Source organism: Bacillus sp. KNSH39 (genome assembly GCF_052656585.1).
In genome coordinates this window covers 940,407-962,708 of record NZ_JBQXYO010000001.1, presented here as the reverse complement: position 1 = coordinate 962,708, position 22,302 = coordinate 940,407, and the positions used below count along the sequence as shown (strand labels likewise).

General features: G+C 31.6%; 18 protein-coding genes and 3 pseudogenes. 5 read left to right on the top strand and 16 right to left on the bottom strand.

What is annotated here, in order from left to right:
* Nucleotides 1-61 precede the first annotated feature (61 nt).
* Nucleotides 62-988, bottom strand: a complete 927-nt coding sequence (locus ACUL40_RS04730; protein WP_259593226.1) for a zinc-dependent alcohol dehydrogenase — start codon at nt 986-988, stop codon at nt 62-64.
* A 160-nt stretch (nt 989-1,148) separates the two neighbouring features.
* Nucleotides 1,149-1,349 carry a hypothetical protein gene (locus ACUL40_RS04725; RefSeq protein ID WP_000279689.1) on the bottom strand — a complete coding sequence of 67 codons (201 nt, stop codon included), beginning with the start codon at nt 1,347-1,349 and terminating at the stop codon, nt 1,149-1,151.
* Between the two features lie 210 nt (nt 1,350-1,559).
* Between ACUL40_RS04725 and ACUL40_RS04720 the strand changes: the two genes are divergently transcribed.
* Together ACUL40_RS04720 and ACUL40_RS04715 are read left to right on the top strand one after the other, a co-directional pair.
* Complete coding sequence (locus tag ACUL40_RS04720) at nt 1,560-2,003, top strand: cysteine dioxygenase (RefSeq protein ID WP_001176009.1); 444 nt, start codon at nt 1,560-1,562, stop codon at nt 2,001-2,003.
* Nucleotides 2,004-2,021: 18 nt separating this feature from the next.
* Complete coding sequence (locus ACUL40_RS04715) at nt 2,022-3,455, top strand: 4-hydroxyphenylacetate 3-hydroxylase family protein (RefSeq protein ID WP_001180384.1); 1,434 nt, start codon at nt 2,022-2,024, stop codon at nt 3,453-3,455.
* 132 nt (nt 3,456-3,587) lie between these two features.
* On the opposite strand, the pseudogene ACUL40_RS04710 reads toward ACUL40_RS04715, so the two are convergent.
* From ACUL40_RS04710 to ACUL40_RS04700, 3 genes and pseudogenes are all read right to left on the bottom strand, one after another.
* Nucleotides 3,588-3,812: pseudogene (locus ACUL40_RS04710) on the bottom strand (hypothetical protein).
* Nucleotides 3,813-3,925: 113 nt separating this feature from the next.
* Entirely contained in the window at nt 3,926-5,296 is a 1,371-nt protein-coding gene (locus ACUL40_RS04705) for an aminotransferase-like domain-containing protein (RefSeq protein WP_000280124.1), read from the bottom strand.
* Nucleotides 5,297-5,355: 59 nt separating this feature from the next.
* Entirely contained in the window at nt 5,356-5,952 is a 597-nt protein-coding gene (locus tag ACUL40_RS04700; protein WP_427260202.1) for a DUF4030 domain-containing protein, read from the bottom strand.
* A 170-nt stretch (nt 5,953-6,122) separates the two neighbouring features.
* Between ACUL40_RS04700 and ACUL40_RS04695 the strand changes: the two genes are divergently transcribed.
* The gene (locus ACUL40_RS04695; protein WP_427260203.1) at nt 6,123-7,814 is read left to right on the top strand and encodes a M3 family oligoendopeptidase; all 1,692 of its coding nucleotides are present in this window, start codon (nt 6,123-6,125) and stop codon (nt 7,812-7,814) included.
* 14 nt (nt 7,815-7,828) lie between these two features.
* Here the strand turns inward: ACUL40_RS04695 and ACUL40_RS04690 are convergent, their stop codons facing one another.
* A complete protein-coding gene (locus ACUL40_RS04690) occupies nt 7,829-8,641 on the bottom strand; it encodes an AraC family transcriptional regulator (RefSeq protein WP_427260204.1) in 813 nt (270 codons plus the stop codon).
* A gap of 2 nt (nt 8,642-8,643) precedes the next feature.
* On the opposite strand from ACUL40_RS04690, the pseudogene ACUL40_RS04685 reads away from it, so the two are divergent.
* A pseudogene (locus ACUL40_RS04685) lies at nt 8,644-8,939 on the top strand (protein kinase); the annotation flags it as partial.
* Between the two features lie 78 nt (nt 8,940-9,017).
* On the opposite strand, the pseudogene ACUL40_RS04680 reads toward ACUL40_RS04685, so the two are convergent.
* The 5 genes and pseudogenes from ACUL40_RS04680 to ACUL40_RS04660 form a co-directional block, all read right to left on the bottom strand.
* Nucleotides 9,018-9,771, bottom strand: a pseudogene (locus ACUL40_RS04680) (aminoglycoside phosphotransferase family protein).
* 116 nt (nt 9,772-9,887) lie between these two features.
* Nucleotides 9,888-10,682: a VOC family protein gene (locus ACUL40_RS04675; protein WP_000627924.1), complete on the bottom strand. Its 795-nt coding sequence runs from the start codon at nt 10,680-10,682 to the stop codon at nt 9,888-9,890.
* A 117-nt stretch (nt 10,683-10,799) separates the two neighbouring features.
* Entirely contained in the window at nt 10,800-11,633 is an 834-nt protein-coding gene (locus ACUL40_RS04670) for an alpha/beta fold hydrolase (protein ID WP_445422854.1), read from the bottom strand.
* A 136-nt stretch (nt 11,634-11,769) separates the two neighbouring features.
* Nucleotides 11,770-12,522, bottom strand: a complete 753-nt coding sequence (locus ACUL40_RS04665) for a class I SAM-dependent methyltransferase (protein WP_445422853.1) — start codon at nt 12,520-12,522, stop codon at nt 11,770-11,772.
* Nucleotides 12,523-12,655: 133 nt separating this feature from the next.
* Nucleotides 12,656-12,994, bottom strand: coding sequence for a winged helix-turn-helix transcriptional regulator (locus ACUL40_RS04660; protein WP_427260207.1), 339 nt, complete (start codon nt 12,992-12,994; stop codon nt 12,656-12,658).
* 353 nt (nt 12,995-13,347) lie between these two features.
* Here ACUL40_RS04660 and ACUL40_RS04655 point away from each other — a divergent pair, with 353 nt between their 5' ends.
* Complete coding sequence (locus ACUL40_RS04655; RefSeq protein ID WP_000029108.1) at nt 13,348-14,064, top strand: SDR family oxidoreductase; 717 nt, start codon at nt 13,348-13,350, stop codon at nt 14,062-14,064.
* A 276-nt stretch (nt 14,065-14,340) separates the two neighbouring features.
* On the opposite strand, the gene ACUL40_RS04650 is transcribed toward ACUL40_RS04655, so the two are convergent.
* From ACUL40_RS04650 to ACUL40_RS04630, 5 genes are all read right to left on the bottom strand, one after another.
* Nucleotides 14,341-15,150, bottom strand: a complete 810-nt coding sequence (locus ACUL40_RS04650) for a MerR family transcriptional regulator (protein ID WP_000472640.1) — start codon at nt 15,148-15,150, stop codon at nt 14,341-14,343.
* 172 nt (nt 15,151-15,322) lie between these two features.
* Nucleotides 15,323-18,493 (bottom strand): ATP-binding cassette domain-containing protein, encoded by a 3,171-nt coding sequence (locus tag ACUL40_RS04645; protein ID WP_445422852.1) that lies wholly within the window; start codon nt 18,491-18,493, stop codon nt 15,323-15,325.
* 79 nt (nt 18,494-18,572) lie between these two features.
* A complete protein-coding gene (locus ACUL40_RS04640; protein WP_000559863.1) occupies nt 18,573-19,052 on the bottom strand; it encodes an SRPBCC family protein in 480 nt (159 codons plus the stop codon).
* A 240-nt stretch (nt 19,053-19,292) separates the two neighbouring features.
* Nucleotides 19,293-19,856 (bottom strand): class I SAM-dependent methyltransferase, encoded by a 564-nt coding sequence (locus ACUL40_RS04635; RefSeq protein WP_000225721.1) that lies wholly within the window; start codon nt 19,854-19,856, stop codon nt 19,293-19,295.
* A gap of 156 nt (nt 19,857-20,012) precedes the next feature.
* Nucleotides 20,013-22,250, bottom strand: a complete 2,238-nt coding sequence (locus ACUL40_RS04630; RefSeq protein WP_445422851.1) for an MSCRAMM family protein — start codon at nt 22,248-22,250, stop codon at nt 20,013-20,015.
* Nucleotides 22,251-22,302: the final 52 nt, after the last annotated feature.

The window sequence follows — 22,302 nt, the reverse complement described above, 5'->3', positions numbered from 1 at the left end:
ATAATCATAAATGTGACGAAACATTTGTAAGGTATGTGACAAATATTTGCTCATTTTTTCGTTATTCATATGAAACATATACTTTTAATGGTTTAATTATCCCTAAACTCAATTCATCAAAACATTGTATGAGTGAAGTATAATGTATTTCATGTTGAAAGATCTCCTCTATAAATGGTGTTTTTCCTATTTCTTCAAAAAACCAATCTGCATGTTTTTGATAATCGTATCCGTCACTTGATCCAATAATTTGTAATTCTTTCTGATAAAAGTTAGCAGTTAATGTTAGTTCTTCTATATTACCATCAGACAGTATACATATTTCACCATTAGTTTTAAGAGCTTTTTGCAAAGTATGGAACCCACTATTTGTAGCAGAACATTCGAAACCATAATTATATGTTTCTATTATTTTCTCTTCTGAATCATATATGTTTTTCGTACCAAACTTCTTTGCAAAATCTCTTCTATTTTTATTAGGCTCAACAACATCCACATGCTCAATGCCTACATAGTATTTTAAGAAATAACAAGCGAGTAAACCAATAACTCCCATTCCAATTATAAGTACTTTTTCATCCTGTCGCGGGTTTAGTTTCAATACTCCTTTAGCGGCATCACATGAAAGAATAGATAATAAAGCAATTTTAGGTTGTATAGAACTAGGCACTCGAATTACTTTATGCGCCTTAACTATCCCTATCGTTTCATGTCCATAAAAAGAAACTACTTTATCACCTACGTTTACATGTGTTACTTGATTACCAACTTCAATCACTTCACCATAACTTTCATATCCAGTTTTTCTTGGATAAAAAGGATGCGGATCTGTAACATCGGATCCATTATACTGTGGTAACTCGGCCCCAATGCTTATCGATCCTGCGATTGTTTTAACGATAATTTCATCGTCCTGTATGTCCTTAATTTCATTTGTTTCCCACTCAAGTTGTTTAGGCCCTTTTACAATTAACTTATATTGTTCCATTTATATCCTCTCTTTTTATAAAGATGTTATAAGTAATATTGTTATCCATCTAAATTTCGACTAAATTTATTTACCTAATAGATGATAAATTACCCTTGCCCACGTTTATACCTTTAATGCTCCTGTACCTTTCTGTTCAGCGTCTAATACTTCAAGATTACTATTCTGATAACATTTTAAGAAAAGTCGTTGCCGCCCAAATGAAATACGCAAGTTGCGTCACGATATACATCGTAATTTCAAAACCTGTAAGCTTTCTTTCCCTTTTTATTTTCTTTAAATATCTATAAAAACAAAATGAACATAAGATCAGTAAAACAATAGACATTTGATATAGATTATCCACTAAAAGAACTGCCATTTATTTCATCACCTTTCCAATAGAAAGCGGGCTATAGTTCAAGCATACCATAAAAAAGGAATTAATTACCATGTAGTCCAGAGCAAATATTACCAAATTAAAACCAGTCACCTTTTTGAATTTATTCAATACAATGTTATGTAATCGACTACACACGATATAATAGGAGATTACTTTCTTTCACTGCAAATGCTTAGGAGGAAGTTGTACATGCAATTGATTCATAACATAAGAAAGGCATTTAATAACCTATGTAACTACGATACGTTCAATTTAATACACACTATTCAATCATTAAATATTTCACTTCATAAAATAGCTCCTTTTATTACTTCACCAGTTAATCTTGAATACGGAAGGAACGTTATCTATCAGTCTGAATTCGTAGAGATTTTAGTATTAAATTTCCCCAGCAAAGCAAAGACCTTTGTGCACGATCATGGAATATCTGTAGGATGTATACTAATAGTCAATGGTACGTTACAAAATATAACGTACGAAAATAATAGCGAGCGGATTGAAGAGTTTACAGAGGGAAATATTTTCACAGTAAAAAAAGATACTGTGCATAAAATGTATAATGCTACAGATTCAGCAGTAATAACTTTCCACGTATATTCCCCACCATTAAAAGATGTCCAAATATATGAATAGTCTTTAGAAGGAGGAAATATGCAAAATTTGAAAGATTACTATATAAAGAGCTTACAAGATGGTCGTAACGTTTGGCTCTATGGACAAAAAGTAGATGTAACTACAGACAAACATTTTGCAGGAACATTAAGTACCATTTCTAATTTATTTACATTGTTTGATGATCCAATACGAAGAGATTCTGTTGGATATGTTAGTCCAAAAACGAAAGAATTTGTCCATACAGCCTTTTTAGTTCCGAATTCCTATAACGAATTATTAATGAGGAGAACCGCTTTTGAAACGTGGAGTTATGCTACAGACGGTGTAATGAGTAGACTATCTGATTACGCAAGATCGAGACTTACTGGCTGGTACGTATCAAAATATTTTTATAAAAAATTCGATGCACAGTTTCCAGATAAAATTACATCTTATTATGAAGAAGCAAGAGATAATCACTTATTCTTAAGCGTAGTTCAACGTGATCCACAAATAAATCGATCTACAGAATCAATGTTGAATACAAACGACTTAGGATTACTAAGAGTTACGAAAAAAACTTCTGATGGAATTTATTTAAGTGGTGCTAAAATGATTGGTACTGCTTCTCCTTATTCAAATGATTTATTAATCTATCCATTAGCAAAACTGACTGATACTCAAAAAGATTTAGCTCACTTTCTCATCGTGGCAGCCAATTCCCCTGGATTACATATGGTTTGTAGAGAACCATTTGCGAATACACATTCAATTACAGTTGATTCCCCTCTTAGCTCACAGTACGATGAAATGGATGCACTATTAATCTTTGATAATGTATTTGTACCATGGGAACGAGTCTTACTATATAACAACCCTGAAGCGTTATGGGCAATAAAGTCAGATGTAGCTTCTAGTAGTTTAGCTTATCACCAAGCAATTGTACGATTAGTAGTAAAGCTAGAATTTATAACTGCAATTGCTTGTGAAATTGCTGAAGCGATCGGTGCTACTACTTATTTGCATGTTCAAGAGAAGCTTGGGGAATTAATTATGCAAATCGAAACAATTCGCGCACTTTTAATTGCTGCAGAAGTTGAAGGTACTACAAATGAAACGAAAACTTATTTGCCGAATTTTAAATATATTGAAACTGCAAGGAATCTTGGTTCCAAATATTATCCCCGTGCAATAGAAATTTTACAATTAATTGGAGCAGGTGGGTTCATTCAACTTCCTTCGAGCTCGAATGACTTCCAAAGTCCGATAGCTAATTTATTGAAAAAGCACTTTAAAGGAACGAATATAGATGCCGAACAACGCACAAAATTATTTAAGTTAGCCTGGGATATCATTGGAAGTCCATTAGGATCTAGACACGAATTGTATGAAAGATTTTATGCCGGAGATCCAATACGAAATACAGCTACGCAATATGTAAATTATGATAAAAATCATTTTAAAAAGATGCTAAGTAAATATTTACATTAATGAAAAAGAGCACTCTTTTCTAAGAGCGCTCTTAAAAAACATATAGTTATTCAGTTACATATATAGTTGCTCCGTCCACAACTGCTACTTTTCTCTGTAATGGTTTCATTTTATTCACCTTTAGTTTTCTTCTTACACATGATTCTTATCATATTTTCTCGTATAGACTTCCCCATTCTGAGTAACTAATTTTAATGCAATTTCACCACAAACTCCATGTGGTATTTCAAATTCACCTTGTGCATTTGAAATACTACGCATCTTACTTTCAATTGAATCTTCATAAATTTTCACATTAGTTATAGGTTCGTTATTTTAATCTACGATAATACCTCTTGAATACTTTGCAACTGCTATGCATTAATCCTCTTTTTTATAATATGTAATCACAACAATTGCACCTGCCACTATAGCGCTACATACAAACAAGAGAATGATTTTGCGCCTCACAACGAACCTCCTAATTCAAATTATTCTTTTCTAAACTGAAAATTAAACTGTCTTAATTGCTTGATTTCCTCAATTACTTTACGAATACCTTCTTCAATCTTATCTTCTTTTACATTCGAAACATTTAACTTTAACAGTTTTTCTTTAGGAAAATTCCTCATATAATTCTTATCAATAGTATCGACACTTATTTGCCTGTCACCTAATTTTTGTATAAGTGTTTCTGTAACTGTGTTTTTCTGCATTTCTAAACAAGTGTGTATTCCAAATGTGTTTTGTCTATTATATGTAAATAATGATGGATCTTCATTTTGCACTTTTTCTAATGTTTCTGCTAGTTTTATTGATCTATTATAGTAGGAAGAATTAATTTTACTTTTATGACGTTCAAACATACCGCTCTTTATATAAATTTCTAAAGCCGCTTGAGAAATCATCGGACTATCAATATCTAGTATCTTTTTGTATGTATAGAACGCATTTGCAATGGATGGTGGAATGACCGCAACTCCAACCCGTAAACCTGGAAAAATAATCTTCGAATAACTTTTCAAATATATGACATGACTACAATTATCCAAGCTATATAATGGATCTGCTTTTGAATCAGTTTCTAAATCTGCTAAATAATCATCTTCCACTATAAATACATTGTATCTCTTAGCCAATAGTGTGATTTTTTCTTTCTCATCTTTAGAATAAGACGTTCCAAGCGGATGATGATATCTCGGTATCGTATAGAAGAATTTTATTTTTCCGGTTTGAAATATTTGCTCCAATTCATTCAAATCGATACCTTCATTCGTACGTTTAATACCGATTACAGGAACTTTATTTATTTCTAGATAATCAATATATAGATGATATGTTGGTTGTTCAATTAATACAGTTTCATTTCCATTCGGAAATGGTATAGAAGTTAATATAGCAAGTGCCTGCTGAACACCTGATGTTATAAAAATATTTTCTTCTTTTGTAAAGACTTGATAATTTGCTAGTTGTTTTTGAATAACTGGTATTAAAGATGGTAAGCCTTTCGGCGTTCCATATACAAACAAATCATTTTTATACGTATCAATAGCCTTATTAATACAATGTTGAAAATCTAAATACGGAAAAACATCTGGATCTGGTGCTGAGGAGGCAAAATCAATTATCTCGTTATTTTCTATAGTACTCTCTGATTTTTTAACAACGTAGTATCCACTTTGAGGGACAGAATATATAATGTGACGCTTTTCTAATTCATGAAGCGCACGTATAACTGTTGCCTTATTACATTCATATTGCGTAACGAGTGACCGTATAGACGGTAATTTCTTTCCTTCTCTTATTTCTCCATTTTGAATCATATTTTCTATGTCGTTTAAAATATGTAAATACTTATACATCTTACACCTCCTTCAGTAATTCTATATTTAATTATATCGATTTTTCATTCATATAGCATTCATTCCTTAATTTTCCGATCATCTATATCGTAAATCCCAATAGCATATGAATCATTTTCAATCCATTTCTTTACTGCTTCTGTTTTAAGTACAACTTCAACTTCTTTTTCTATTTTCTGTCCAAGTTCTCTCGCCCCTACTTCATCATCGCTAATCTTAGTTTTTATATCAATGGTAACAGGTTGATTCTTTTTATAATTTATTTGCTGAATACCAAACCCTTCATATCCATTTTTTCTGAATACGTCATCAAATATATGTCCAAAAACTTGATTCCATCTACTCTCTGCCTTTACAACTTCTCTATTTCTTTGAGTTATATTGATTTTATAAGACGTTACACCTTGTATCACCAATCTTTTATTAATATCATTTTTTATTTCGTTACTATCTTCGCTATCAGCAATCTCTAAATCTAATATTCTTTCTTTTTCATCTCTTATAGCAGCACTAAAAAAAGATTCCTCCTTTACCGCTGCTGTGGCAATATCCATCACTATAGAATCTTCACTTTTAGCATCTTCAATGTCATTCTCACAGGCACATAATAAAGCAAGTGGAAATAAAAATACAAGTAACTTCTTTCCCTTTCTCATGCAGCACCCCTCCATATATTTTCATTTACGATAAACTTTTTACTTTGACATATAAATACCTTCTTTAATTATTAAATTTAACATTATTTCACATTTACCCCACTTAACAAGGGAATTACAATTAATAAATAGAATATCTCTATGAATAAATAAAAAGTGAGGGATATATAATGCAACGTGTAAATACGATTGATATTAGTAATGTACTACAATTGGAAAAAACTCTTTCGACTTTATTAAATAAAATGATTTCTTCAAAACTAGACCTTGAAAATTGGTTAAAAGAGCAGTCAAAAGTAATTTGGGACATCGAAGAACAATTAAGATCACATTACATCGCCTTTCAATGTAATACGGATGATGAAGAAATAAAGGATACTTTTGAACATGATCAACAATTTGTAAAGCCACTTTTAAAGCGATACCAAAATTTATTGGATAATAAATATTTAGAGTCACCTTTTCGAATGGAATTAGATTCTAATGTATATGGTTTATTAGATACAAAAATAAAAAATGCTCAAAAGTTATTTTGTGAGGAAAATATCGAATTAGAAATAAAGGAAGACAAATTAGTCACAGAGTACTTTGAAATCACTGGAGGATTAAGTGGAATTTGGGACGGAGAAGAAAAAACGATAACAGAATTACAATCCTATTTACAAGATTCGAATCGTGACACCCGTAAAAAGGCAAAAACCATTATTTCTGAACAATTTTTATCTGTTGAAAAAGAACTCCAAAACATATTAAATCAATTAATTGAAATTCGCCATCAAAAAGCAAAAAATATTCAACTAGAGAATTATCGCGATTATATGTTCAAAAAATACGAGCGTTTTGATTATTCAGCGATAGATTGCTATGAACTAGCTGAATCCATACGTAAGTATGTTGTGCCTCTTAAAGATAAAATATTGCTAGAGAAAAAAGATAAACTGCAATTGGATACACTTCGCCCGTGGGATGTATCAGCTGTAACTCCAGATCAAAAAGTACTTAAACCTATTGCAAATGAAAATGATTTAATTGAAAAGAGCACTCATATCTTTAATAAACTAGATGTTGAATTTTCAGCACTTTTAAACCGAATGTATAAACACAATTGTCTTGATTTAACAAGCCGCAAAGGAAAAGCAGCTGGTGGCTTTTGTGAGTACTTACCAGCTTCACAATTATCTTATATTTTTATGAACTTAAATTATACACAAGATGATATTGTCACTTTTATACATGAAATGGGTCATAGTATTCATAACAAACTCATAAAACCATTAAAATTACGACAGTATATAGAAATTCCAGCTGAAACAGCTGAGCTAGCCAGTATGACAATGGAGTTATTCTCGCTTAATTATTGGGATACCTTCTATACAGACAAAAAAGATTTAAAACAAGCAAAAATTAACTTCTTTAAAGATGTTATTTCATATTTACCTATTATGCTTATTGTCGATCAATTTCAACACTGGCTGTATGAAAATCCAAGTCATACTTCTGAAGAAAGAAATGAAAAATACTTACAACTTCAAAAACATTATCAGTCTAGCGTCATACATATTGATGGCTACGAAAACTGGATAGCAACGAGTTGGCTACCTGTACTCCATATTTTTGAAGTACCATTTTATTATATTGAATATGCGATCGCCCAACTTGGTGCATTACAAATGTATAAACAATATAAAGAGGATCCTAAGCAAGCGCTAGAAAATTATAAAAAGGCATTATCACTAGGAAGCTCGCAATCTATAAAAGAAGTGTATGATGCAGCCGGTATTCGTTTTGATTTTTCTGGTGAAACAATTAAAGAACTAATGCTATTTGTAGAAAAAGAATTAGAATTACTTGAGCAATTATAAGAAGAAAGCTGCACCTATATTTTTGGTGTAGCTTTCTTCTTTATTTTATTAATCAGCTCTATGTACTGAGTATCTCCATATCCGATTGTTGGAAAAAGATAAAACAACTTTATTAATAATTCACGAGTTGATAAATCTTTATTTTTAGAGATGAATTTCATTACTGGATTATCTTCTGTTAACATTTCTAAAAATAAGTCTATAGCCTGATACATTACAGGTGGTACCTTATGAGAGGTCTTTTTATGGTTTACTAATACTTCATTGTATATAGAAGAATACTTCCCCAATTCAAGTTCAATTTGATTTACTTTAAATTCATCCTCTCTAAAGCTATTTAAGTATACCTTCCCTTCATAAACAGACTGTTCAAGGTGAGAAAGTATGGTAAGTAAGTTCATTTGGCAAAACATATCTTCACCAAACCATAGAACAATACATTTATACTTTTTCGTAAAAAGGTTTTCTAACGGATCTATAACCTTTTTTATATAACTTTCTACTGAACTGTTATGTCCTTCCGCTCTTGTTTTAATAAAATCCTCATCAAAAACTTGTGTAGTAGCAGGGTTCACACACATTGCCTCATTAAATGGTGCATAATCAGAATGATCCATTAGCTTTTTATTTTTAAATTCTTCATACATAACTTGACCATTTAATATGTTAAGTACCTCTTTATCAAATAGCTCACTCTTCCTATTTCGTAACTGTTCAACCTCTATTTTTCTAGAAATATTCATTTTAAACGCCCCTTCTTTATTTAAATTTAGTTTAACAAATGATTGGATAGGCATTTTGTTAAGTTGATATTCTCTTGGATTCATTCCAAAAACATTTTTACATATTCGATTTAGCCGTTCCTATTTATAGTGCGATAGAATATTCATTTGCTGGAAATGGGAATATCGTTGACTATGAGTATTCTATTACAAAAGCACTATTTGAAGGCTACCAAAAGAGATGAAAGACAAGTTTCCGTTATTTATTAAATTAAAGGAGATTTTTGAATATAGCTTAATGCATATGTATTGGGATAAAGAAGAATTAACGGAGGAACAAGTACGGATTATGAACCTTTATAGGATGAAGATCGAAAATAAGAATACCTATATCAATATTTAAGAATGCCGTTGTTTAACTGCAAGGAAACTTTGGTTAAACAACAGCATTTATTAATTAGCTGACAACCTTTTTTATGACTTATAAATACTGATTCAATAATCTTCTCAAATACACTTCATTTTGCGGTGATACTTTTTCAGAAAATCTAGCTGCAATAATAATAGGAGCCCATTGAAAAACTTCATCTCTTGATATGCCGGTACGACTGCAATATATATGTAAATACATCTCAGCTAATTCTACCGAAGATTGTGAGTACAACAAGTATGTTCGAAATACATCTGCGCGAATATCACCTGAACTAGCATCTACCCAATCTATAACTTTCACTTTCTCTTCCTTACTCAAAATCAAATTAAATGGATGAAAATCTCCATGACATAGCCTAAAATCAAATGTAATAAAATCTAATTTTTGTAATATATCCTTCTTTTTGCGTTCATCCAATTTATGCACAGATTTAATTTGACGCTCTAACCTTTCCCTCATTAACTCCATTTCATCTGTATTTACATGTATAGCATGGATCTTTTTTTGCTCATTAACACAAAGACTGATATAACGCTCTGCCTCATTTAAATTATTAAGCAGAAGATCACCAATGTTGTCCCCTTTTACATGTTCCATAATAATTGCCTGTCTATTTTGTATCTTTTTCACTTCAAATACGTTTGGAACTGGCAACCCACATGAATACGCATATTTTTGTTTTTTTTGCTTCATTCATAGACTCTGTATCTGGGAGGTAATATTTAAATAATTTTACAACCTTATCATCAGTTAAATAAATTTCTGCTGTATTCCCTTTTGCAATTGGATTACCTAAAACCACTTTATTTCCCCCCTTAACATAAATTAGAATAACACCTTATACTTCTCTTTAAATTCACTATAATCCTAGCTAAAACCTTCTTCACGAATATACAAAAAACTTACCGCTTTCCATCCTTAAATAGAAAGCGGTAAGTTTAATTGTTTAGGAATATCAGAATGAAACTCTGATGTATGCACAATTGAAAATGTATATCCTTGCTCAATAAATGATACTTCATTACGTTTACATTCAAATGATACACTATTTTTCTTAAAGTTATTTTGGATTCGCTGTAAAAATGCGACGTCTGGTGTTCCGAAAGAAACGTATACTTTCGGTGATAGAGCTTTCATCGCGATTGGAATCCAAGGTCGCTGCCACCAAGTCGCGACGATATATGCAGTGCCACCTATAACAAAGTTAAAAATATCCCCATCTTCCATCGTTTTCATATTTAGATTTGATTTTAACCATTCCGTAAAAACAGGTACACTTTTAACAGGAAGACCAATTTCCCTTACGTATAAAATGTTTAAAGGTGAGTGTGGTACTAATACATCCTCTTTAACATAACTATGTGCGATAATTTCGAGTAGATTTCCATCTCCGTCTTTAAAGTATAAATTGAATAGACCATTCTCTTCACCAATTACATTTCCATTTTGCCATTTTACAATGAGTAATCCAGAGTCCTTTAACCATTTTGCTGTTTCATGGAATTTTGAATATGGAATTTCAAAAGCAAAATGTGCAGGTGCGATTGGTTCATACACTTCTTGAAAACTAATTGTTGTATAAGGTGTTACTTCAAATTGAATGAAGGATGCTGTTTCTTTTTTTATTGGAAAAGATAATATGTCCTTATAAACTTGTTTTACCCCTTCTATGGAAACCGTCTGTAGTTTTATATCTGATATATGTGTAATCACTTTACATTCCCCCTCATTTCTTATTATCTATTCGTATTGTATTACACTTATAAATAGATAAAATCAAACGGAAGGATGGATTTTTCATATAGAAACTACAACTTTAGTATGAATATGTTAGCTCCAATTATTTTTTATTTCCGCTATAACAATTTCTGGTTTATCCCAGTGCAACATGTGGGTAGTATCAGGAATTACTTTTACTATACTGTCCGTTTTCTCTTTAAAAACATTTACTGTCTTATCTCTATAATCCGCCCAAACTTGTGGGACTGTAGCTCGAAGTAATACAATATTAGCCGGTAGCTTCTCATATATATCTATTGTTTCATCTTTATGCATACCTCTTATTATATTACTAGCTGTATTCCCCCTGGCATGCCACCATACTTTATTATCCATTTCGATCCCTAGATCCTTTACAGCAACTTCTAACAATGAAGACCATCTAGTATAAGCTTCTTTTTCACTTTTGAAAAATTCGTCCCAATTATTAAAAACATATTTATCAAAGTCCTTTTCATAATAAGCAATTTCTTCTTCCAACGTTTCTTCTTTAAGCCTTTTTGTTTGATATCCACCATCAATAAGAATACTTCCTTGTACTTTTTCTGGATGATTTAACAAATAAAATAACGCTACAAAACTTCCCCATGAATGCGATAGAAAATAGAAGTATTCGATTCTCAATTCATTTATTATTTCATTTAACCAATTTGCTAAATTGTGCATCTCATAATCTTCTGTTCTTTCAAATGGGGGTGTTTTACCATGTCCAGGTGCATCAACGGAGATAAATCTATACTCTTCTTTTAATTCCTCAGCAATTTCTATAAAACTTAAACTCGTACTACCTAATCCATGTAAACAAAAGATAACGGGCTTGTCATTATTCCCCCATTCAGTAATATGTACATTTATTTTTTCATTGCTAATATAGTAACGTTTCAAAACATTTATCCTCCATATTTTGATTTTTTAATTTACATTTTATTTATTTCCATTATTTTCAAGTATTTCCTGTATTCTTTTCCACACAAAAAGCTGCTTTTCTTTAAATGAAAAGCAGCTTTTACACTAAAATACATTATAATTTAACAGCAATAATCATAAATCTTTTTGAATTAGTACGAATCCCTTTTTCAGAACTATACGTATCAATGAACTTTTGTAAAATAGTAAAATCCTCTTCCTGTTCTCCGAATCTAGGAATAATAGGGGTATGTTTTAATAAGAAAATGAGATCTTCAGACCTACTGTAATAATCAGTAACATCATATTCACGTACTTGCACGAGATCAAATCCTGCACTAATAAGTTCATTCATATAATTTTCTTTTAAAGTACCATCCCGTTCACCTAAGCGTTGTCCTCTACCAAATGCTTCTTTCAGGTTTAATTTATCATTCTCACTTACTTGTTGTGTTAAGAAAAAGGCACCCTTTTTCATTACTTTCGCTAACTCAGATGCCAGAAACGGGGCATGACAACTTGAAGCAATATCAAAATGTGCATGTGGAAATGTTAAAGCTTCAGAACCCATTTGAAGAAACTCAACATTTTGTACACCTGATTTTTTCAAGTTAGAATGTGCCGTTGCAATCATGCCGTTAGAATTATCAATTCCAATCAACAATTTAACTGATGATGCTATGTTAAGTACATTTTCTCCTCCGCCTGTACCAACATCAAGTAAAATATGTGATGGTTTACACCTTTCTTTTACCTCACTATAAAAGTCCCATGTATCTCCTACAGTTTCACATTTTATTTTGCTAAAATCCCATCCATTTAATCTTCCTACTTTATTATAGAAGCTTTTATACTCTAATTCGTTCATCTTATTACTTCCCCTTTGTAAAAATAAATTAAATATGTATAATAACCTACGACACTCCTTAATTATATATTATAAAATACAAATTATTAAAACAATATTTCCCTTCACACTACAATAAGTTTACATAACATTTTTATGGTTTATCTTTATCTATATATTCTAAATGCCCTCTTCCCCAACTACACATACTATCCAAAACAGTACTGACTGTTTTTCCATGTTCAGTTAAGCTATATTCTACTTTAGGTGGTATTTCTTGATAAATTTCGCGTTTTATTAGTTGATTTTGCTCTAATTCACGTAATTGCTTCGCTAACGTCCCTTGAGATATATCTGGTATCAATCGCTTTAATTCACCAAAACGTTTCATTCCATCTGTTAGCAAAATAAACAAAATGAGTGGCTTCCATTTCCCACCGATTATTTGTAATGTTGCTATTACCCCTTTTAACTTCGGTTCTTGTAAATCCATTTTTCTCACCTCTCCTCAGATATCATAAAGTGAAACTTTAATCAGTGGGGGTTTTGTTCATCCCACACTGATTATTAGTTGAACCAATCGGGCTTTTACGGGCTATTGATCTCTTACCTAACTTCCTTGCATTTTCCTAACTTTGAGGTGAGAGTTTTACTGCCCGTTAATGCCGGATAAACCATATTTAGAAATTTTTCCTATTACTTATCCGCATGTATAGCGATTAGTACGAAATTTGCGACTATGTACATATAAAGTGCGTACTTTTCACTTGCTCCCTTTTAGCGAATAATAAAAGCATAGCACAGTTAGTTATATTCTAAATTTTTTATTAAAGGAGTGGCTAAAATATGTCTATTACTACATTAAAAAATAGCCGTATTGTTATCATTGGCGGGAGTTCTGGTATTGGATTAGCAACAGCAACACAAGCAATTAAACAAGGCGCACATGTTATTATTGCCGGACGCTCGGAAGAAAAATTAAAAGTTGCTCGAGAAGTAATAAATAACAATCATCTTCAAACTTATATATTGGATAATCAAAATAAAGAGCAATTACAAAATTTTTTCAAGATAGTTGGGAACTTTGATCATTTATTCACACCGGGAGCCTCTTACACACTTGGACCGATTACCTCTACAGAGGAAATTGCTGAAAGTAGCTTCATCGGAAAGTTTTGGCCTCAATATTATGCCGTAAAATATGCAATTCCTTTTCTTTCAAACTCTGGATCGATTGTGTTAATGTCTGGTGCATTTAGTCAAAGACCACTTAAAGGCGCTCCTGCTTATGGAGCTTGCAATGGTGCTATTGAAAGTTTAGGGAAGGCTTTAGCTGTGGAATTAGCTCCTATTAGAGTTAATGTGGTTTCTCCTGGAACAATACAAAGAGAAAATGAACAAAATGAAAATAGACTAGTTGCTTACGAAGCTTATAAATCTCTTTCACTTGTACAACGAGCTGGATTTAATGATGAAATTGCACATACTGTCCTATATTTAATGCAAAATAGTTTTACTACGGGTAATGTATTATTTCCTGATGGAGGGTACACATACCATTAAATTATTTAAGAGAAAAGCCCCTTATTCCGGTGGATTTTGTTGCTAATGTAAACATTGCTGAAATTTCCAAAAAGATGGTTGCATTTCTTTATTACCAACAGGTTGGTTTTTAGAAGATTCATTAAAGGAATCCATTATAATCCGCTCATTTTGTACATTTGCAAATTCAATCGTGCTAGTAGTTGACGAATCAAATCAAGAAGTAATTTATCTTGATATTTATGGATAAGTTTATAAAGAAAAAAGACATATAAATAATGCCTTTTTTCTTTATCTTCATTTAACTGGATAACAAACTTCTGTAACCCACTTATTAGGATCCGCTTCCATCGCTGGGCTCACATGATAAATATTAAACATCGGGCCTGCTAATTTATAACCCTCTGTCTCAATCCATTTTGCCGCAGCCTCATTTACAGCTGTCATCTGTTCATAACTTCCATTAACTGTTATAGAAGCTACATTAGTCGATTCCATATTTTTAAATGTAACGTCTTTTGTATTTTCGTGCTTACCTAGAATACTTAGCTGTATTTCTATATCTACATCATTTTCTTTGTATTCACGATCATGGAAAACCGCAATACTATAACTCGGTTGGGCAATACTAATATTTTTCATTTGAATTTCTTGCATTAATACACTCCATAAATCACCTTCGCAATTATACGATGGAATAATCTTTCTAACACTAGCTACAGTTCTTTCTGGAATTTCTTTTATTGAAACATGATAATTCATCTCAACAACATCCTCTCTCATCGTTTTCATTGAGTCTTCGAGGAGACGTAATTGTTTTTGGAGGTTATTCATGTCTTCTTTAATTTGAGCACTACGATTTAAAAATTGCTCTTTTATGGTATCTATATTATCGCATTCTATTATTTCTTTGATGGTAGCAATATTAAACCCCATAGCTTTTAACGTTTGAATTTGATTTACTTTTTTTAATTGGTCTGCTGAATAAAATCGATATCCACTCTGCTCATCGACTTTTACTGGTTGTAGTAATTCCACTTTATCGTAGTGTCTCAACATTCGTATACTAATGGAAGATAGTTTTGAAAAATCCCCTATTTTAAACATGATTTCCTCCTATAGGTTACATCTACTTTGAAGCTCAACTTTATCTTAAACAATGACATTGTGTGAGGGTCAACTATTTTTAACGATTTAAATAACAATTTAACATGTTATATTTATATAATTAAAAACCTATATTCCTGTTTTTATGACTACTGCAATTGACAATCCATCACTAGTTATTTTTCTCAAGACATTCATAAACCGCCATCATATCTCGTTTATCCAACTCACGTATGCGATTAAAAATTGGTATTTGTCCAACAGCTTCTGTTAATAAGCTTTCATTCACAACATCACTTACTTTTCCAGTTAACCACGTTTGTACATCCACGCCCTCAACAACTTCTTTTAACCCTTCGTCATTAATACCACTTGCATTACAAGTTACACATGGAATTGTTAGTTTAAAGACACCATCATGTAGATTATCTTCGGTTATCACTTTCTTACCTTTACAAAATGGACATGGATTACTCTTTTTAATTTTATTAATTTGGGTAACTAATTTTTTGTATCCAAACGCTTCGTATACATACGTAAGTTTTTTATATTTACCATTTGTGAAATACTTATCTATAATGGTTTCTCTCGTTTCATAAACATTAGGGAAATCACAAACAGTTACTTGATTATTAATACTAATGGATTCGATATTTCCTTTTATTTCGCCCCAGAATGGTAAGACATTTTGTAACACCATTTCATAGTTTGAAAAGCTTGCTTGTTCTAATTCAAACATCTTCAGTGCAACTTGTGCTTTTCTTGGCAATAAAGAAACATCTTCTGTCAATACCATATCGCCACCAACAATAGACTTCAATTTAACAAGTGCCGGTAAATCACCAACTGTTTTCAATACTTTATTAATAGGCTGATTGATTATTTCACGAATATCTACGTTACCAAATTTAAGTGGCTTATGATGATTTAAAACCGTCCCCTCACAAATTGGACATTTCATCATTTTTTTTGAACTCTTAATTTCTTCTTTAATAGGTGCTTTTGAAATAACAATATATCCACCAATAATTGTATTAAATCCTACCCATGTTCTGCGTGTCTTTCCTTTTTTATCATAAAATGATTTTTCAAAATATCCGTACCAAAACGTATGCTTTTCTTCTTCTGACATATCATTATAGCTCTTTGACAAATCGTGACCAAGCTCATTTTTTATTTCTTCGAATAGAAATTCTATTTTTTCATGCTGATAAAACTTTAATACCTTCATGATTTCTGGATCGAATAGCCCATCCCAAAATGGAACACTTTTATCTTGAATGGCAATATCTTTATCAAAAACTTCAATTTGAAGACGTCCAGAACAAGATGGACAATGATTGTCCTGTGAATAGAAATCAAAACTTCTCGTATCTTTATTAATTGGATGAGCAGCTACAATATGATTAATTAATCCACCAATCTCATATAAGAAACTATATTGACTATATAAATGTCTTTCAAGATCAATAGCAATAACAGGTGCGATTGTATCAGATTCATATTCACCATAAATTAACCTAGCCATTGATGATAAACTTTTTAAAATACCGCCCTTATAAACATTTTCGGCATTTTTAAAATAGTTAATATGATTTCCTTCTAAATAGTGAACTCCTTTTTTCTGCTTAAGCATTGAAGAGATATTTATTTTCTCTGTGCTATTCACATTACTTTTTTGACGATAGTAATCCTCATGATTAACAACATCCAAATGCTCTACAGATTCATTCTGCCTTTTTCCAAAATCAACTATATAATCAGAGCTTTCTAACATGTAACGATTATGCTCAATCATAATGATAGAAACTGATTCATCTTGCAGAATACCTCTAATACTATCGATAAATTGATTTAAAATATTTTGTGATAAACCTTTTGAAGGCTCATCAAAAATGAATAATGTATGTGGATTTCTAGTGTTTGCAAATAATTCCGAAACTAAATGAACACATTGAAACTCACCTGTCGATAATGTTTGTGTTTTTCTCTCTAATGTTAAATAGCCAAGTCCTAATTTAATTAGTAGGCTCAAACGTTTATAAGCGATATCTTCATTTGGAAGTTCATCAATAATATCCTCAATCGAGCGCTCAAAAATATCATCAATGTCTTCACTATACTTTGTTAGTTTCTTTTTAATATCTAGGAAAGTTGCTACAGTTGATCGACTTGTAATTGATTGATTTCGGTCTTGTCCCACCATAACTAATTTATCTTTTGGATATCTTTTCAAGAAATCTGTAGCTAGACATTCATTGAAAAGTGTAGATTTCCCACATCCTGATTCTCCTGTAACCGTTACAAGCCTGTTTTTAGGAATTTGAAACTCCTCCATTTGGATATTACGGCAATATAAATCATAGAATGTATAATATTCTGTTGGTATTTCTTTATTTCGATCCCACAGTATTGACTTTGGTCTTGGTGATTCTTTCACAATTTTCCCGCCATATTTTCCGCTACCAGGTCCAAAGAACAATTGCTCATCAGATGTATCTAGTACTGTATCTGAATGATCAATAAGCCAAATTTGATTTTTACACCCTAATCGTTTAATCTCTTCTAAAATTTGTAATAAAGTTTCATGATCAAGTCCAACTGAAATCTCATCAATAATAATTACAGCATTTTCACTTACTGCCATGAATTCGGCCAAATAAAGTCGTGTTAACTCTCCACCTGATAACGTACCCATAATTCGATTTAATGTTAAATAACCAATGTTCATATTAATAATATTTTGCAGTATATGCTGTTTTTCTTCACTAATATTTAACTCTTTTGCTAGTGAAAGAATAGATTCAACACTTAAATCATTAATATTTGAAATTGAATGTGGCTTGGCCAACAAATCAATTTCATGTTGTTCAATTTCTTCACTATAACGTTTTCCCTTACATTTTTTACACTCAACATTTTTTGTAGTACCACGGCCTTTACAACCAGTACACCAGCCTAATTGATTATTAAATGAAAAGGCCTCTGGAGAAAGATTAAATACTTCAGCAAGTTTTTCCCGAACCTCTGTAAAAACACCAGTATGAGTACCAATCGTTGAACGCGGATTAGACGAAATCGATGATTTTCCTAGAAAAAGTACTAAAGGCATTTCTTCCATCTTAATGGCACTAAAATTTGTTTCCATAATGTTAGGAAATAAATATTGATATTCAGCCTTTGGTAATAAAGAAACTAATCGTTTTTTTGATTCTTCACCAATTGTTTGGCAAAAAGTTGTTTTACCCGATCCAGATAAACCAGCAATTCCAAACGATTTATTAAACGGTATAGTTGCATCTAATTTATTTATGTTATTAGCAATTAATTGATTTACTTTCATATTAACCTCTATTCTTATTTATTCACAAAAGCATTTTTACAATATAATAATTACATAATGAATATTACCTATTATGCAATTATCCTCTCACTTCATGAATCTTATCCTTGTATATTTCAAACCACTGTTGCCATTCATCTTTAGAAAATTCTTTCTCTTCTCCTTCTAAAACGAAAGAAAAAAGATTTAAACAAATATGCCAACCAGCTACATCTCTCGGTGTATGATCTGTTAATTCATGAATGTACTCTTTAAGAAGTAAAAGAGTACCATTTTCCTCATTATGTATTTCAAATCTGACACGGTCTTTATCCCAAGTAAATTCAAGTACTGAGTTTAGTTGACACTCTAAAATATCAATATTTATGAATGAACCGTCCATCATGTCGAACTTTATTATTCCAGCAGTTTTAAGGCTTTCAATCTGTAAATTGGGCATCCATTTTTTCAGCTTACTGTTTTCTGTTAATACAGACCAAACTTCTTCTGCCGTATATGGAAATTGGCGTTCAAATTTTACAATATATCCATCAGTTAGTTTCCTAATTTCAGCTATCATTTTGATTGTCTCCTTATATAGAATATATGTTCCCATTTCATTTTACACGAATATAAATATAAAATAAATATTTATGTCAACGAAGTGTTAATTTAAAGTGAATGGTGCTGAGAAAAACTTAAATATTTTCTAAATCGAATTATATAATATTGAAAATTAAATATAGATTTATGTACAAATAAAAAAGCCGCATTTGCGACTTATGAAATCATAGGATTAACTCCTTTTTTTGTTGAATGATTAGCGCTTAATCGCATCGACAATTAGCGATGGAAAACCAAGTTTATCGCCTTTATTTCTAGAATCATACCTTTTCGAACGGAAAATAACACCGTCGTTTGCATCCCATTCGTTGTAATAAAACCGACCATTTTCATCACAATATTCAAGTAAAACTACCTCGAATCCAGCAGTTTCAAACATTTTCGTTAATGTTATATAATTATGAACGATTTTATGACTTGCTGCTGGATGATCTTTCGGACCGGGGCCCCCTATTTGAACTATATTTTGATATGCCTCATCCTGAAAGAATGCATCAGGGACTCCGCACCGAATATGACCAGATGGTTTTAAAAATTCATAACAAATTTCAGCTGCTCTTACACCTTCTTCAAAAGTAAGGTGTTCCCATACATGCTCAGCTAAAATAGCTGAAATAGAGTTGTATTCAAATCTTTCTTCCCACGTAGCTTTATCTAGTAAGTTAAGTTCATCTTCTTGCGTTTGAATCCAACCTGGATTATTATTAAACACTCCAGCTCCGACAACTACTTTAATTTCGTCTTGTTTTATTGCCACCATGTTCACCTCTTAAACATTTTAATTCATTAATATATTCTATGTTTACTATTATCCTTCCTCCTTTAACAAATTTAGTACCATGAGTCCAGTACAATACCGAACTCATGTCCTAAAAACTCTCTAACGTAACAATCTGTCTAACTCTATAAAATTAGTTCATAATATACGATTTTTCTTACAGAAATATAGCACACCAAACATTAGCATAATACCAATTACGTAAAAAATTGTTGTTCCGCTCCCACCAGTATTAGGAATTACCCAATTATTCTTCGCATTTTTCACTGTTATTTTTTGTGTCTTTACTGCTTCTGTAATTTCTATTTCTATTGGATCCCTAAGTAACATATATCCGTTTGGCGCTTTTATTTCTTTTATCGTATATTTTCCAAGTACTAATTGACTGGAAATCACCTTTCCTTTTTCATCCGTTGTTAATCTAGCCACTTCTTTACCCTCTTTATCTAAGACTTGAAATATAGCGCCTTGTAGTTTTAAATTGATATCCTTATCATCAACTTTCTCAATTTCAAATTGTCCAGTCGGATCTGGTAATTTCTTATTTCCTATTTTAATTTCTACTACTGCATCTTTTTCTACTTTTACAGTTATTTTTTCTTTTAATAATTCGTAACCTTTAGGTGCTTCTACTTCCACTAAGGTATAATTTCCTATTGGTAAGTCTTTTGATACTACTTCTCCTTCTTCATTTGTTACTAGTTCTCCAACTATTTTTCCTTTTGAATCTTCTATATGAAACTTTGCCCCTGCTAGTTTTTTATTTTTATCACTTATGTCTACTTTCACAAGCTTTATTTTCCCCATTGGATCTGGCAATTTCTTATTTCCTATTTTAATTTCTACTACTGCATCTTTTTCTATTTTTACAGTTGTTTTTTCTTTTAATAATTCGTAACCTTTAGGTGCTTCTACTTCCACTAAGGTATAGTTTCCTTTTGGTAAGTCTTTTGATATTACTTCTCCTTCTTCATTTGTTACTAGTTCTCCAACTATTTTTCCTTTTGAATCTTCTATATGAAACTTTGCCCCTGCTAGCTTTTTATTTTTATCACTTATGTCTACTTTCACTAACTTCATTTTTCCCATTGGATCTGGCAATTTCTTATTTCCTATTTTAATTTCTACTACTGCATCTTTTTCTACTTTTACAGCTATTTTATCTTTTAATAATTCATAGTCTTTTGGCGCTTCTATTTCTACAAGGGTATAGTTTCCTTTTGGTAAGTCTTTTGATATCGCTTCTCCTTCTTCATTTGTTACTAGTTCTCCAACTACTTTTTTATTTGAATCTTCTATATGAAACTTTGCTCCGATCAATTTTTTATTAACATTATTACTATCAACCTTTTTTATTTTTATTTTTCCTGTACTAGGCTTGTTCCAATGTTGCCAGTTAAATTTGAAATTGTGAAATTCAAATCCACCAGTTTGTTGTACCGCACCGACAAATGCTTGTCCATTAATCGAACCGCCTTTTGTTTCTAATACAGCATTGGGGGCAAACACACTACCAACGACACCATATCCCTCTGTTATAATTTTTTTCGCATTTGGAAAAACCCAAATCACTTTCCCATATAGCTCAGTAAACGGGGAATTAGGAGAATATGGTTGTGATGTAGGAACTATATCTGTAGCCCTTCCAATATTGTTCGTGTCATATAGAATAGACCCATTTTTAAATGTAACCTCTGTTGCATCCGAATACATAACAATAAAATCTTTGTCCTTAGCACTCGGTAAAAATACATCTCTTATCTCTAAATTAATTTTCCCTGTCAATTCTGATGAAACATAAATATTAGGATTGTTTATATCTTTTCCGATTCCATGACTCATATTTGGAATTGGGGTATTTGTTTTATATTGACCTGCATTTTTACTGACTTGGTTCACTATATTGCGAAATTCATTAAATTTCGCGTCAATTTCTAGTTTTTCTTTATAAACGATACGATCATAAGAGGATTGTATGATGCGATCTGGATCACTCTCTTTTGTCATTACGACTATTCCGTTTTGAATGATAAAAGATTCTTCTCTTGATTTCTTAAATTTTCCAGACAATAACAAGGACGGATATCCCTCATCAACCCATTTTTCACCTACTATATTAGATGTTCCCGCTGCAGCACCTACAATTGTATACCCCGATGCATCCATATCACCTTGAACTGCAATTGCTCCTTCAATGTCGCCACCTATTGCTTTATGGTTACCAAAGACAACAGCATTATAGCGCGATATATCACCTAGACCTTCTAAGTTTGTCGTGGATCCATATACTTCTTTTGGTACATATATGACAAAACTTACACTTAACATTAACAAAACAATAAAATGAATACTTACCAGCTTTAATCGTAGCCTCAATTCCTTTGTTCCCACCTTTACCGTATTTTTTCTATAGTCGAATAAAATGAAA

Coding starts and splice junctions, on each gene's coding strand:
- ACUL40_RS04730 (WP_259593226.1), bottom strand. CDS start 988: ATGGAACAATATAAGTTAATTGTAAAAGGGCCTAAACAACTTGAGTGG.
- ACUL40_RS04725 (WP_000279689.1), bottom strand. CDS start 1,349: ATGGCAGTTCTTTTAGTGGATAATCTATATCAAATGTCTATTGTTTTA.
- ACUL40_RS04720 (WP_001176009.1), top strand. CDS start 1,560: ATGCAATTGATTCATAACATAAGAAAGGCATTTAATAACCTATGTAAC.
- ACUL40_RS04715 (WP_001180384.1), top strand. CDS start 2,022: ATGCAAAATTTGAAAGATTACTATATAAAGAGCTTACAAGATGGTCGT.
- ACUL40_RS04705 (WP_000280124.1), bottom strand. CDS start 5,296: ATGTATAAGTATTTACATATTTTAAACGACATAGAAAATATGATTCAA.
- ACUL40_RS04700 (WP_427260202.1), bottom strand. CDS start 5,952: ATGAGAAAGGGAAAGAAGTTACTTGTATTTTTATTTCCACTTGCTTTA.
- ACUL40_RS04695 (WP_427260203.1), top strand. CDS start 6,123: ATGCAACGTGTAAATACGATTGATATTAGTAATGTACTACAATTGGAA.
- ACUL40_RS04690 (WP_427260204.1), bottom strand. CDS start 8,641: ATGAATCCAAGAGAATATCAACTTAACAAAATGCCTATCCAATCATTT.
- ACUL40_RS04665 (WP_445422853.1), bottom strand. CDS start 12,522: ATGAACGAATTAGAGTATAAAAGCTTCTATAATAAAGTAGGAAGATTA.
- ACUL40_RS04660 (WP_427260207.1), bottom strand. CDS start 12,994: ATGGATTTACAAGAACCGAAGTTAAAAGGGGTAATAGCAACATTACAA.
- ACUL40_RS04655 (WP_000029108.1), top strand. CDS start 13,348: ATGTCTATTACTACATTAAAAAATAGCCGTATTGTTATCATTGGCGGG.
- ACUL40_RS04650 (WP_000472640.1), bottom strand. CDS start 15,150: ATGTTTAAAATAGGGGATTTTTCAAAACTATCTTCCATTAGTATACGA.
- ACUL40_RS04645 (WP_445422852.1), bottom strand. CDS start 18,493: ATGAAAGTAAATCAATTAATTGCTAATAACATAAATAAATTAGATGCA.
- ACUL40_RS04640 (WP_000559863.1), bottom strand. CDS start 19,052: ATGATAGCTGAAATTAGGAAACTAACTGATGGATATATTGTAAAATTT.
- ACUL40_RS04635 (WP_000225721.1), bottom strand. CDS start 19,856: ATGGTGGCAATAAAACAAGACGAAATTAAAGTAGTTGTCGGAGCTGGA.